The organism is Cloacibacterium caeni (assembly GCF_907163105.1).
Classification (GTDB): Bacteria; Bacteroidota; Bacteroidia; order Flavobacteriales; family Weeksellaceae; genus Cloacibacterium; species Cloacibacterium caeni_A.
In genome coordinates this window covers 2,128,635-2,142,513 of record NZ_OU015321.1, presented here as the reverse complement: position 1 = coordinate 2,142,513, position 13,879 = coordinate 2,128,635, and the positions used below count along the sequence as shown (strand labels likewise).

Genomic DNA, 13,879 nt, shown 5'->3' with positions numbered 1-13,879 from the left:
TCGTAGTTTTATAATTGGACGATTTTAGAATTCAATGAAAATTTTAGATAGATACATCCTTAAAAAATACTTAGGAACTCTTGCATTTATGCTGGTGTTGCTTTCTGTGATCATTGTGGTAATAGATGTACAAGCAAAATCTCCCAGAATTGAGAGTAATGGTTTTACAGTAGGCTATTTTTTGATAAATTTCTATCCATTTTTGATGGTGTATTATCTCATTACATTCTTTTCAATCTTGGTTTTCATTTCGGTAATTTATTTTACCTCTAGAATAGCAAACAATACAGAAATTGTAGCCTACATCAGTAGTGGTGCGAGTTTTCACCGTTTTGCGAAACCGTATCTTATTGCTGCGCTCATTATCGCCACAGCAATTCTTGCAGTGAACCATTTTATTTTGCCTTGGTCTAATATCAAGAAAAATAAATTAGAAATCTACACCATGAACACCACGAACCGTGAAAAATTTACGGCAAATGCACAGATTTCTACTCAATTGAATCCTCAGGAATATATTTTTATCAATAGTTATAACCGCCAAATGAACCGAGGTTCTGGCTACCTGTATCAGAAATTTGATAAAAATAAAAAACTGCTTTATCAAATCAATGCTATGGAAATTTACTGGGACGAGAAAAAGAAAAACTTCGTTATCAGTAATTATTTAGAAAAAAGAATTGATAAAAATGACCATGAAATCTTGACGAATGGTGATACCAAAACACAAGATTTTAAACATACACCAGAAGAATTATTCCCGAATGAATTATTGGGTCAAAATAAAACCACTCCAGATTTGATTAATTTCATCGAAAGAGAGAAGGAAAAAGGAAATAGCAATATCAATGCTTATCTCAATGAACTACATCAGCGAACTGCGATGCCAGTTTCTATTATTATTCTAACCTTTTTAGCGCTTTCGCTTTCTTCGCAGAAAAAAAGAGGAGGTTTGGGAATGAATTTAGCCATCGGAATTTCTTTGGCATTCGTTTTTGTATTCTCATTTGAAGTGCTCAAAATTGTAGCATCTGGTAATAATTCTATTCCGCCACTTTTGGCGATGTGGCTACCGAATATTGTTTTCGGAGCCTTGGCATTTTACCTTTACATGAAGAGAGCGAATCAATAGAGCAATTCTATTTCTTTGTGGAAGAATTTTTTTAAACCTTCATTTTCTAGGTCAATCCAAATATAACCATTTTCGTCTACGTTTTTAATTATGCCATTTTGTCGCACCTCATTTTTTTCAAAAACAGAAACTTCATTTTTGCGATAAAGATGTAGATGATACAATTCTAAAATATTATTGGGAATTTCTTTTTGAACCAAATGTTCAAATAAATATTGATGAAGGCTTTCTGTAAAGGCTTTCAGCTCAAAAGACAGTCCGGTTTGGCGTAGAACAGAACCTGCTTTTGGTAGATTTTTAAAATTTTCTTGAAGAATATTAATGCCAATTCCCACCACGAAATAATTTTTATTCTTCTCGAAAAGCATTCCACAGATTTTTTTGTTTTTGAGAATCAAATCATTAGGCCATTTGATTTTCACCTCGGTTTTTGTCAAATTGGCAATAAAATCTCTCACAAGAATTGCGGTATAGAAATTGAAGCAAGTATCAGAAACATTTGAGTTTTTGGTTTTTAGAGCAAATGAATAGGCGAGGTTTTCCTCGGGTAAGTTTTCCCAAGAATTTCCGTACTGTCCTCTTCCTTTGGTTTGGTTAAAGGTATAAACCGCTAAAAAATCTTCAGAAAGATAATGCTGATTGAGAAAATCTATAAGCTCATCTTGCGTAGAAGCACAATTATTGAAGTAAATTAGACTGTTCATTTAACAAAACTTTAAGTAACCTTAATCACCAAAAACTGAATAAAAAACAATAAATTTGCAATTAAACATATATTTTTGAATGAGTAAAAATACAGAAAAAGAAGCATTAATCGCTAAAATTGTTGATGCAATACAAGACACAAAAGGTGAAGACATTAAAATACTAGACCTTACTAAAATAGAAAATTCTGTGGCAGATTATTTCGTGATTTGTAGTGGTAATTCTAATACACAAGTATCTTCTATCGCAGGAAATGTAGAAAAAAAAGTACGTAACGAGCTTCAAGACAGACCTTGGCATGTAGAAGGAAGCGAAAACGCAATGTGGGTTTTAGTAGATTATATTTCAGTTGTCGTTCACGTTTTCCAAAAACATATCAGAGAATATTACGATATAGAAGAACTTTGGGGAGATGCCAAAGTAATCACCGTAGAAAATTAATATTAACCTAAAAATAATATCCTGATGAAATTTTCTGAATTTCTATCAGGATTTTAATGATTATAAGATGAAAGAAAAAAGTAGTTTCAACTGGTTTTATCTGGTGGTTTTCGCAGTATTAGCCATCACCATTTATCCGTTGCTCAATCTTGATCCGCCTCAATCTATTAATGAGAACGGATTTTTCGCTTTGTTGAAAGAAAACAAAGTAGAAAAAGTAGTGGTATATACAGATACACCAAGAGCAGATGTGTTTCTTACCAAGGAAGCCAGAGCTGCTCTCGTAAAAAATGCTAAAAAAGACACTCAGAATCTTTTGCCTTCTATGCAAGAGCAAAAGCCAGATTTTGATTTCAATTACGGAAATTTACAATACTTCCAAGAGAAATTTGACAATTTGAAAAAAGAAAATCCTCAGGTTAAAACTCAATATGATTTTAAAACTGCAGGTTCTCCTTTTCAAGATATTTTAATCCAAGCTTTAATTTGGTTTGGAATCATGGCCGTTATTTATTACTTCCTTTTCCGAAAAATGGGAAGTGGAGGTGGACCTGGTGGACAAATTTTCAGCATCGGTAAATCTAGAGCTAAACTTTTTGACGAAAATGAAAAAGTTCAAGTAACATTTAAAGATGTAGCAGGTCTAGAAGGTGCTAAAGAAGAAGTACAAGAAGTAGTAGATTTCTTGAAAAATTCAGAAAAGTATACAAAATTAGGAGGAAAAATCCCGAAAGGTGTTCTCTTAGTTGGTCCTCCAGGAACCGGAAAAACTTTGTTGGCAAAAGCAGTTGCTGGTGAAGCAAAAGTTCCTTTCTTCTCGCTTTCTGGTTCAGATTTCGTAGAAATGTTTGTAGGAGTTGGTGCTTCTAGAGTAAGAGATTTGTTTGCTCAAGCCAAAGCAAAATCTCCAGCTATTATTTTCATTGACGAGATTGATGCGATTGGTAGAGCTAGAGGAAGAGGCGGATTACAAGGAGGAAATGACGAGAGAGAAAACACGCTGAATCAATTGCTTACAGAAATGGATGGTTTCGGAACAGATACCAACGTTATTGTAATGGCAGCAACTAACAGAGCTGATATTCTAGATAAAGCATTGATGAGAGCAGGACGTTTCGACCGTTCTATCTATGTAGATTTACCAGAAATGCACGAAAGAAGAGAAATTTTTGATGTGCATTTAGCTAAAATTAAATTAGCTCCAGATATTGATAGAGATTTCTTGGCAAAACAAACTCCAGGATTTTCAGGTGCAGATATTGCGAATGTTTGTAACGAAGCAGCGCTTATTGCCGCAAGAAACAATCATGAATTTGTTACAAAGCAAGATTTCTTAGATGCTGTAGACAGAATTATCGGTGGTTTAGAAAAGAAAAATAAAGCGATTAAGCCTTCAGAAAAGAAAAGAGTAGCTTTCCACGAAGCGGGACACGCTACGATTTCTTGGTTGGTAGAACATGCAGCGCCTTTATTAAAAGTAACAATTGTTCCAAGAGGAAGAAGTTTAGGTGCGGCTTGGTATTTACCAGAAGAACGTTCATTAACTACTACAGAACAAATGCTAGATGAAATGTGTGCTACTTTAGGTGGTAGAGCAGCAGAACAAGTAGCTTTTGGAAATATTTCTACAGGTGCGCTTTCGGATTTAGAAAGAGTAACGAAACAGGCTCAAGCAATGGTTACGATTTATGGTTTGAGCGAAAACATAGGTAATATTTCTTACTATGACAGCTCTGGTCAGTCAGAATACAGTTTTGGTAAGCCTTATTCAGAAGAAACGGCTAAGAAAATAGATGTGGAGATTAAAGATATCATCGAAAATCAGTACAAGAGAGCGGTAACTATTCTTCATGAGAATAGAGATAAGTTAGATGCTCTTGCTCAAAAACTTTTAGAAAAAGAAGTCATCTTCAGAGAAGACTTAGAAGAGATTTTTGGCAAAAGAGCTTGGGATCCTGAATTAACAGAGCGTCCAGTTACTGAAGCGGTAGTAGAAAATACTCCAGAAAACACTTCTAGTGAAGAGCCGCAAGAGTCTCAAAATTAAGAATTTACATTCATTAATATAGAAGTTCCTAATATTTTTATTAGGAACTTTTTTATTTATACCTTTGATATATAGCTAGTTTCTAAATTATTTTATATTTTTGTTGTTGGCAAAGTTTAAAAATCTGAAGAAAATTGAGTTTATTTAAGAAAATTGTAAGTAAAATTCTTAATCAAGACGAGCAGCATGATGATCCCAATGTTACAAAATTGGCAGATCAACTAAGAAATGCTGATCTTGATTATAAATTTGCGCAATTATTTACGGCTTCAGGTGGTTTTTTTAACTATTGTGGAGACGAAGCAGAAGCATTACAAGTTCTTAATCAGATTGTTAAAATTGAGGGGATTAAGAATGTTTTTTGTTGTGATGATGACTTGCAGAACTTTTTAAACGTTACCAAAACCAATTTCACCAAAAATCTAGATATTAATAATGATGCCGCTTTTATTACCTGCGAATTTTTAATCGCTTATGACGGAAGAGTTATGCTTTCTTACAATAATATTTTGCACTATCATTCTTCTAGATTGCCTGGTAAAATCATTATCATGGGAACTGTTTCTCAGATTGTAAGAGATTTAAATGAAGCCATGATGAAAATTAAGAGAAGTGGGAACGTAAGAAATCTTACTTCCATCAGCGGAAGCCAATCTAAGTTAGATGCTCCTACTCAAGATCAAACTAAACTTTTCTTAATTCTACTCGAAGACTAATTCTTTCTATTTTTAAATTTCACAAATTGGATAAAAATCTCATTCAGCGAGTTGGCTCTGGTCTAATCTACGGATTACTTACTTTTCTGTGCACTACAGAATACGGAGCAATACTCATCAATAAAATTTCACCAGATTTAGTAAAACCTCATCAACTTTTTTATGGATTAATCACATTTTTCTTAGTTGTAGGAGCTTATGAAGGCGTGAGAATTATGAAATTCCAAGGAAACTTATATCAATGGTTGGTTTTGCCTTTAGTTGCATTGGTTTATTATAAATTTACAACTAGATTTTTTGGTTTTGGATTTTATTACACCTTTGATTTATCCGAAATTTTAGCACTTTCATTAATCCTAATTGCTGCGATTACCTTATTTAAATTTCCTCAAGAATTATATCAAGACGAAGGGAAGCTCATTTTCATCGTTATTTATACGGTTTTACCATTTGGTTTCGCATTAGGTTTGCCAAAATATTTCTTAAATGATAATGCTTTCACTTGGGAAGTTTTTCTTCTTTTTGTCCTAATTTGGAGCAGCGATTCATTTGCTTATTTCACTGGAAGAATGTTCGGGAAACATAAAATGGCCCCGATAATTTCACCGAAAAAAACTTGGGAAGGTTTTGCAGGAGGCGTTTTCTTTACCCTAATTTTAGGATATTTCATCGAACAAAAATTTCCAGATTTACGTGGGAATTGGATTGTAGTAGGATTATTGGTCTCTATTTTTGCTCCACTTGGTGATTTGGTAGAAAGCCAACTGAAAAGAACATTCGGTGTAAAAGACAGCGGAAATATCATTCCAGGACACGGTGGTGTGCTTGACAGATTAGACAGTTTTATAATCGCAGCGCCTGTTGTATATTTGTACTTTATTCTAGAAAACATATTCTAAAAACATAACTTATTAACTCATAAAAATGAAACTACATAAAGAAAGTAAAGGAACCATTTTAGTTGCTACCATTGCAGTAGCTGTATTAGGTTTTTTAGCAGTATATTTTCTAGAAATTTGGTCATTAATTATCATTATCCCGTTATTAATTTTATATGGATTGGTTTTTTGGTTCTTCAGAGTTCCCAATAGAGATATTGTAGACCATAAAGAAAACGTAATTGCACCAGTAGACGGAAAAGTGGTGATGATAAAAGAAGTTTTCGAAGATGAGTTTTTAAAGGAAAAAGCCATTCAGGTTTCTATTTTTATGTCTCCGCTGAATGTTCACATTTGTAGATATCCAGTTTCTGGGAAAGTAATTTATAAAAAATATCACCCAGGAAAATATCTAGTAGCTTGGCACGAAAAATCTTCTACCGAAAACGAGAGAACTACCGTAGCAGTAGAAAGTTTAACCAATCATAAAGTGGTTTTTCGCCAGATTGCTGGTTATGTAGCACGTAGAATTGTTTTCTATTGTAATGAAGGCGATACTTCTAAGGCTGGTCACGAATTTGGATTCATTAAATTCGGTTCTAGAATGGATGTTTTCTTGCCGTTAGATACAGAAATTACTTGTAAAATTGGGGATAAAACCAAAGGCGGAATAGATGTGATTGCTAAGATGAAAGAGTAAATTTCTCGCGAAGAGCGCCAAGGTTTGTAACGCAAAGAACACCAATATTTTTAAAATAAAAAAGGTAAAGATTCTAAAATCTTTACCTTTTTTTATATTGAATATCAGAATTTTTTAAAAAAAAATCTTTGCGCTCTTCGCAAAATTCTTTGCGCCTTTGCGTGGCAAAAATCCTACCCAAAATTCTGTAATTCTACAAGCTTTTTATAAACGTTATTATTGGTAATCAATTCGTCATGAGTGCCTTGTTCTACGATGTTTCCGCGTTCCATTACTACGATGTGATCTGCTTTTTGAATCGTCGAGAGTCTATGTGCAATCACTATAGAAGTTCGGTTTTCCATCATGTGATCTAGAGCGTCTTGAACCAAACGTTCAGATTCTGTATCGAGTGCAGAAGTAGCCTCGTCTAGAATCATAATTGGCGGATTTTTAAGCACTGCTCTTGCAATGGAAATCCTTTGTTTTTGTCCGCCAGAAAGCTTGTTCCCGTCATCACCAATATTAGTTTGGTATTTTTCTGGCAAATTTTCTATGAATTGATGAGCATTGGCAATTTTTGCAGCATGAATCACTTCTTCTTCCGATGCTTCAGTTTTTCCCATCCAAATGTTGTTGTAAACACTGTCATTAAACAATACCGATTCTTGAGTAACCATTCCCAGAAGTTTGCGGTATTCGGTTAAATTTAAGTCCTTAATATTGATGCCGTCAATTAAAATTTCACCATCTGTTACATCATAAAATCTGGCTAAAAGATTGGCAATTGTGGTTTTTCCGCTTCCTGATTGTCCTACTAAAGCCACTGTTTTTCCTCTCGGAATGGTCAAATTGAAATTCTTAAGAATTTGATTGTCTTTGTCGTAATAGAAAGAAATATTTTTGAATTCTATTTGGTGATTAAGGTTTTTGATAGAAATAGGATGGGCAATTTCTTCTACCTTTAAGTCGTAATCTAAAACTTCCAGAACTCTTTGCACTGCAGGAATTCCACCTTGCATGTTAGAAATAGCAGCAGATAATCTTTTGGCAGGTTCTAGAATTTGAAAAAAGATAGCGATGAATCCTATGAAAGTTACCGCATCCATGGTTTGTTTTTCTAGAATTTGAATTCCTGCAAACCAAGTGATTAACAAAATGGTTACCGAACCTAGAAATTCTGAACTTGGAGAAGCCAATTCTCTTCTTCGGCTCATGGCAATTGCATGATTTTTCCAATTTTGTGTGGTTTTTTCAAAACGAGCGTTTAGAATGATATCAGCATTGAAAATTTTAATGATTTTTGATGATTTCAAGGTTTCATCTACGATAGAAAAAAGGTTTCCGAGTTCTTCTTGTGCTTTTTTAGACTTTCTTTTCAGGCTTTTTCCTACCCAAGAAATGATTCCGCCCATTACTGGGAAAACCAATAGAGAGAACAAGGTTAGACTTGGTGAAAGTGCAAATAGCGTAATTAGAGAAGCCGTAATCATGAAAGGCGCATTGATAACGTCTACCAAACTTCCCATAATAGAATTTTCTATACTCCCGATGTCGTTTGAAATTCTACTCATCATGTCTCCTTTTCTCTGTTCTGTGAAGAAAGAAACCGGTAATTTTAAAAATTTTTGATAGACTTTGCTTCTTAAATCTTTGGTAATGCCTACTCTGTAGTTCACCAGCATGAATGAACCAAAATATCTAGAAATATTTCTAAACAAGAATGAAGTTGCGGTGATAATACATAGCGCTGCCAAAACTTTTATGGCGCCATATTCTGTGATGCTTTCTTGGATGTTGTAAAAAGCAGAAGTTTTGATATAAGAAAAATATTCCGAAAACTTTCCGCTGTAAACAGGTTTGGTGATTTTTTCTTGGTCTACATTGAAAATCATTTGTAGCACAGGTAGCATGACCAAAACGGAAAAAATCTGAAAAACGGAATATAAAAGATTGAAAAATATACTTAAAAAAAGATATTTCTGATGAGGTTTTGCAAAAGCAAGTATTCTTTTTAGTGGACTCATTTATATTTAAAATAAAATGCAAAATTACACTTTTTTAATTTGAAAATTTGAAAATGAAAGAATTTGAGGGTTGAAATAAAAAAACAGCTTCGTTTCCGAAACTGTTTTCACTCAAAATAAATCGTTGGTAAGATTTATCGAATTCTGTCTACAGATTTTACGAGTTTCTCATCTTTCTTAATATTGATGTTTGCCATAAACAAACCAAACAAAGAAATCAGAGGGAATGCTAACTCAATACCTTTCTCAGGAAAATCTATTCCTCCAGATAAATTTAGTAGCTTATAAATCAATAAACCAGTCAACAAAGCGTTTATGAAAATGTTGATATTATTCAACAGAATCTGTCTCATTCTCTTTTTGTAACTGAAAATAGATAGTAAAGCCAATAAAAATGATACTAAACTTAGGGTAGCAATAACATAAACACTGCCAAAAAGCGCTACATCAAACCCTGTAAAATGCAGTGCAACTTGCGCCAATACTACAATCAGTAAAAATATAGTTTGTATTCTCTGTATCATTTCAGTGCAAAAATAATTTATTTTTTTGTATTTGTCAAAAAAAGTGTAGATTTGCAAGTAACAAGTTCAGCAAAAAAGAAGAATCGCCTGATTCAACTTTCTTACTTACAATTACTTATATTATTACAACTTTTTCACATATTTTATGTTTAATATTGAAACGTTAAGGTCTAAGTCCTTATCGGAACTGACCAAAATCTCAAAAGATTTAGGCGTTAAAATTCCTAGAAATAGTACTGAAGAAACCATCGTCTTTGCTATTTTAGATTTCCAAGCTTCTAATCCGAAAGTTACAAAGGAATATTTTAACGCTACCGAAAATACTATGGAAGAAAAACAAGAATCTCCAAAACCTAAAGCGAAAGCTCCTGTCAAAAAGAAAGTAGCAACAAAGCCCGCAGAAAAACCTGCAGAACTCTTCGAAGAAACTACTCCTGCAGCGAAACCTGAAGAAGTAACAGAACCGAAAGTAGAAGCAGCAGAAAAACCTGCGGAAGCAAATACTTCTTCTAAAAAGCAAAGAAAAAGAATTGCTCCTAAAACAGAAGAAAAAGCTACAGAGCCAGAAGTTACTGCAGAAAACACAGAAACTGCGGTAGTCGCAAAAGCCGAAGATACAGAGCCGGAAATTCCACAGGCTGCTTCTCATCAAAATCAGCAGAAGCAACAAAATCAGCAAAAGCAAAAACAGCACCAACAGAATCAGCAAAATCAACAAAAAAATAAAAACCGTAATCAAAACGGAAATGGTGCTCAAAATAACCAAAATCAAAATCAATCTCACGGAAACCAAGAAAACATCGAAGAAAATCCACCTAAAAAAGATTTTAACTTTGACAATATTGTAACAGTAGAAGGTGTTTTAGAAATTTTACCAGACAATTACGGTTTCCTTCGTTCAGCAGATTTTTCTTATATTTCTTCACCAGATGATGTATTTGTTTCTACACAACAAATCAGAAATTACGGACTAAAAACTGGTGATTCAGTAAAAGGAATCGTAAGATTGCCTAAAGAAGGCGAAAAATACTTTTCTCTACAGAGAGCTTTAGAAGTTAATGGTAGAGATTTAGACTTTATAAAAGACAGAGTAGCGTTTGAATACCTAACGCCGCTTTTTCCACAAGAAAAATTTAATTTAGCAGGAAAAAATGCTACGATTTCTACTAGAATTGTAGACCTTTTTGCTCCGATTGGAAAAGGACAACGTGCCATGATTGTTGCCCAACCAAAAACGGGTAAAACCATGCTATTGAAAGAAATTGCAAATTCTATTTCGGCGAACCATCCAGAAGCGTACATGATGATTCTTTTGATTGACGAAAGGCCAGAAGAAGTTACAGATATGGAACGCAGCGTAAATGCAGAAGTAATTGCTTCTACATTTGATGAATCTGCAGAAAAACATGTAAAAGTAGCGAATTTGGTTTTGGCAAAAGCGCAAAGAATGGTAGAATGCGGTCATGATGTGGTGATTTTGTTAGATTCTATCACCAGACTGGCAAGAGCTTATAATACTGTAACGCCAGCTTCAGGGAAAGTGCTTTCTGGTGGTGTAGATGCAAATGCTATGCATAAACCAAAGAGATTTTTCGGGGCTGCTAGAAAAATAGAAAACGGCGGTTCACTTACCATTATTGCGACTGCACTTATTGATACGGGTTCTAAAATGGACGAAGTAATCTTCGAAGAATTTAAAGGAACGGGTAACATGGAACTTCAATTGGATAGGAAAATTTCTAACAAGCGTATTTTCCCAGCAGTAGATTTAGTGGCTTCTTCTACCAGAAGAGACGACTTATTGCATGATGATGTTACGCAACAAAGAATGTGGATTCTTAGAAAATATTTAGCAGATATGAATCCTCTTGAAGCAATGGAATTTGTACAAAAACAAATGCAAACCACTAGAAATAACGAAGAGTTCTTAATGTCTATGAATAGATAAAAGACTTTCAATATAAAATTTAGATAAAAAGTAAGAACACGTATTTTGCGTGTTCTTTTTTTGTGAGGAAGGTAATATTTGGTTTCATCTATATTAAGTATAAAATTTTTAAAAAAAATTATAAATGAAAGTATGATGAGAATTTTTATCTTTGGACAAATTTAAAAACATAAACATTATGTCATTCGAATTACCAAAATTAAATTACGCTTATGATGCTCTTGAACCAGTAATTGATGCAAGAACTATGGAAATTCACCATACAAAACATCATCAAGCTTATGTAGATAACCTAAACAATGCTATAAAAGGTACAGAGCACGAAGGAAAAACGATTGAAGAAATTTGTAAAACAGCTTCAGATGTTCCTGCAATTAGAAATAATGGTGGTGGTCACTTTAATCACACGCTTTTCTGGGAAATTCTAACTCCAGGAGGAAGCAAAGAGCCTGTAGGAAATGTAAAAGCAGCTATCGAAGCTTACGGTGGTTTTGAAAAATTCAAAGAAGATTTTTCTACGGCTGCTAAAACGAGATTCGGTTCTGGTTGGGCTTGGTTATGTAAAAAAGAAGATGGTAGCTTAGAAGTTTGTTCTTCGGCGAATCAAGATAATACTTTAATGCCAGGAGCGGGTTGCGGAAATCCTGCAATTCTAGGTTTAGACGTTTGGGAACATGCTTATTACTTGCATTACCAAAACAGAAGACCAGATTATGTTTCAGCATTTTTTGAAGTAATCAACTGGGATAAAGTAGAAGAAAATTATAATAAATTATAATCACTTTTAATTTCAATAAAAAAGGTTCAGAGTAATTCTGAACCTTTTTTTGTTTTCTACATTTTAGAAATTATCTTACTTCTGTCATGCTTAAACCTTGTAGTTTTAGACCGTATTTCCATTGTACATACGCAAAAACCTGATACAGTTTATACTCGAATTTTAAGCCGTATTTTTCGTTGGGATCATAGTCAATAGAAGATTCTATGATGTTTCTGTATCTTCCAGAATAGTAATAACTGTTCCATTCGTTTACAAGGAAAGTGTTTCTTGATTTCAAATATTCTTCGGAGTAAAAGCTCATTGGTTTTGCAATAGCGTTTAAGAAATAATCATATTGAGTGTCAATTACGTCTAAATCCCATTCTCCATCATCATTTTTCTCTGGCTTCATTGCGGTTTGGTTATTGGCGTCTTTAGCAATATTTTGTGGGCTACTACAACTGATAATTAAGAATATTGTAGCAATAATTAGAATTAATTTTTTCATGATGAGGTGGTTTTATTTTAAAGTAAAGTTAATCATAAAAAACAAAAACCGCTCCAAAAGAATTGAAGCGGTCTAATTTTTATTTATTTACAGCTTATTGAGCTGGTGTAAATTCTTTTTGTAAAACTACTAAAGAAGGGAAGTGGTCACTGTATCCTCCTGTGAAAGTGTCTCCAGCCCAAGAACGGTAAGGATAACCTTTGTATTGTCCATCTGGAGTAATCAAATAAGAAGGCGCGTATACTTCAGCTTTGTAAACACTGTAATTTTTTTGAAGAGTATCAGATAAAGCATTTTTAGATACAATAATTTGGTCAAATAAGTTCGGAGCGTCTCTGTAACCTAATGATGCTACACCACTTTTGAACATTTTATACATTAAATTATAGTAAGGTCTTTCTTCTGATAATTCTTTTTTATCACCTACAGCTCCTAAATGTTTTGTTAAACTTACATTTACCGGGTCGTCATTAAAGTCGCCCATTGCAAAAAGAAGTCTATCTGGTTCTTCGGCTCTTATTTTATCCATTTCTGCTTTTAAAACTGCAGCAGCAGCATTTCTTCTTGGTGCAGACGCAGCTTCGCCACCACTTCTACTTGGCCAGTGGTTCATGAAAACCGCTACTTTTTCTCCGTCTAATAAACCTTTTACCACCATCACATCTCTGGTGTAACTTCTTCTGCCTTCGTCATTATAATTTACCACTTCTTTTTTGTAAGAATCTGTTACGGTAAATCTTTTCTTTTGGTAAATTACAGCTACATCTATTCCTCTCGCATCATAAGAATTGTAATGTACAATTCCCCATTCTACTTTGTTAAGCGCAGGTTGTTTGATTAAATCTTGAATAACCTGTCTATTTTCTACCTCGATTAAACCTACGATTGCTGGTAAAGTTTTGGTGTATTGATATCCCAGTTCAGAGATTACTTTTGATTCATTTGCTAGTTTAGTTTGGTAAACTTTAGAATTATAGTTTTTAGCACTTTTTGGTGTGAAATCATCTGCTAAGTTCTGGTATCTGATGACTTTTTTCCCAATAAGCAATTCATCGCTCCATTGACCTTTATATTCTTCGGTTACTGGTAAAAATTTAAGAGAATCAATAGGTACGCTTCTGTGGAAATTTGGGTGATTGATAGGTAAGGTTCCATCAATGTAATCAGCAGAAGGAATGGTATCCCAAAGGTTTTCTACATTTAGGAAAGCAATAGTAGCTCTTTTAACCTGAACTTGTGGTTTCTGAGCAAATCCTATAAAGAAAATGGCTATTGCAATAAGGCTAAAATATTTTCTCATTTTATAAAATTAAAAAGTGGGTTACAAATTTAAATCATTTAGTTCGAATAACGCATATAATTATTTGCAAATATATATCCAAAAAAATGCCAGATTAGCATGATATTAAACATTATTAAAAAAAATATGACAATTATTAGGTTTAATTTTTGTGAAAAAAAGATTAAAAAAAGTTAAAGTAAAGGAAATTTCACATAAATTTGTAGGTTCAATA

Annotated in this window: 13 protein-coding genes; 8 read left to right on the top strand and 5 right to left on the bottom strand. The window is 33.6% G+C overall.

Annotation, left to right across the window (positions count from 1 at the left end):
* The first annotated feature begins 34 nt into the window (after positions 1-34).
* Entirely contained in the window at positions 35-1,132 is a 1,098-nt protein-coding gene (locus KKQ76_RS09995) for an LptF/LptG family permease (RefSeq protein ID WP_104793151.1), read from the top strand.
* Here KKQ76_RS09995 and KKQ76_RS09990 read toward each other — a convergent pair.
* Positions 1,126-1,836 (bottom strand): biotin--[acetyl-CoA-carboxylase] ligase, encoded by a 711-nt coding sequence (locus KKQ76_RS09990; RefSeq protein ID WP_213197011.1) that lies wholly within the window; start codon positions 1,834-1,836, stop codon positions 1,126-1,128. The genes KKQ76_RS09995 and KKQ76_RS09990 overlap by 7 nt on opposite strands.
* 79 nt (positions 1,837-1,915) lie before the next feature.
* Here KKQ76_RS09990 and rsfS point away from each other — a divergent pair, with 79 nt between their 5' ends.
* The 5 genes from rsfS to KKQ76_RS09965 all read left to right on the top strand — a co-directional run bounded on the left by rsfS (position 1,916) and on the right by KKQ76_RS09965 (position 6,619).
* Positions 1,916-2,278, top strand: coding sequence for a ribosome silencing factor (rsfS, locus tag KKQ76_RS09985; protein WP_069800040.1), 363 nt, complete (start codon positions 1,916-1,918; stop codon positions 2,276-2,278).
* A 67-nt stretch (positions 2,279-2,345) separates the two neighbouring features.
* Complete coding sequence (ftsH, locus tag KKQ76_RS09980; protein WP_213197010.1) at positions 2,346-4,325, top strand: ATP-dependent zinc metalloprotease FtsH; 1,980 nt, start codon at positions 2,346-2,348, stop codon at positions 4,323-4,325.
* Positions 4,326-4,459: 134 nt separating this feature from the next.
* Positions 4,460-5,041 (top strand): hypothetical protein, encoded by a 582-nt coding sequence (locus KKQ76_RS09975; RefSeq protein WP_213197009.1) that lies wholly within the window; start codon positions 4,460-4,462, stop codon positions 5,039-5,041.
* 26 nt (positions 5,042-5,067) lie between these two features.
* Positions 5,068-5,940, top strand: a complete 873-nt coding sequence (locus KKQ76_RS09970) for a phosphatidate cytidylyltransferase (RefSeq protein ID WP_213197008.1) — start codon at positions 5,068-5,070, stop codon at positions 5,938-5,940.
* A gap of 25 nt (positions 5,941-5,965) precedes the next feature.
* Complete coding sequence (locus KKQ76_RS09965; RefSeq protein ID WP_069800046.1) at positions 5,966-6,619, top strand: phosphatidylserine decarboxylase family protein; 654 nt, start codon at positions 5,966-5,968, stop codon at positions 6,617-6,619.
* A gap of 173 nt (positions 6,620-6,792) precedes the next feature.
* On the opposite strand, the gene KKQ76_RS09960 is transcribed toward KKQ76_RS09965, so the two are convergent.
* A complete protein-coding gene (locus tag KKQ76_RS09960; RefSeq protein ID WP_213197007.1) occupies positions 6,793-8,625 on the bottom strand; it encodes an ABC transporter ATP-binding protein in 1,833 nt (610 codons plus the stop codon).
* A 134-nt stretch (positions 8,626-8,759) separates the two neighbouring features.
* A complete protein-coding gene (locus KKQ76_RS09955) occupies positions 8,760-9,149 on the bottom strand; it encodes a DUF4293 domain-containing protein (RefSeq protein WP_213197006.1) in 390 nt (129 codons plus the stop codon).
* Positions 9,150-9,294: 145 nt separating this feature from the next.
* Between KKQ76_RS09955 and rho the strand changes: the two genes are divergently transcribed.
* Together rho and KKQ76_RS09945 are read left to right on the top strand one after the other, a co-directional pair.
* Positions 9,295-11,097: a transcription termination factor Rho gene (gene rho, locus KKQ76_RS09950; RefSeq protein WP_213197005.1), complete on the top strand. Its 1,803-nt coding sequence runs from the start codon at positions 9,295-9,297 to the stop codon at positions 11,095-11,097.
* Between the two features lie 178 nt (positions 11,098-11,275).
* Positions 11,276-11,875 carry a superoxide dismutase gene (locus KKQ76_RS09945; RefSeq protein WP_213197004.1) on the top strand — a complete coding sequence of 200 codons (600 nt, stop codon included), beginning with the start codon at positions 11,276-11,278 and terminating at the stop codon, positions 11,873-11,875.
* A gap of 70 nt (positions 11,876-11,945) precedes the next feature.
* Here the strand turns inward: KKQ76_RS09945 and KKQ76_RS09940 are convergent, their stop codons facing one another.
* Together KKQ76_RS09940 and KKQ76_RS09935 are read right to left on the bottom strand one after the other, a co-directional pair.
* Complete coding sequence (locus tag KKQ76_RS09940; protein WP_213197003.1) at positions 11,946-12,365, bottom strand: DUF6146 family protein; 420 nt, start codon at positions 12,363-12,365, stop codon at positions 11,946-11,948.
* Between the two features lie 94 nt (positions 12,366-12,459).
* Positions 12,460-13,665 (bottom strand): endonuclease/exonuclease/phosphatase family protein, encoded by a 1,206-nt coding sequence (locus tag KKQ76_RS09935; protein ID WP_213197002.1) that lies wholly within the window; start codon positions 13,663-13,665, stop codon positions 12,460-12,462.
* Between the last annotated feature and the right edge of the window lie 214 nt (positions 13,666-13,879).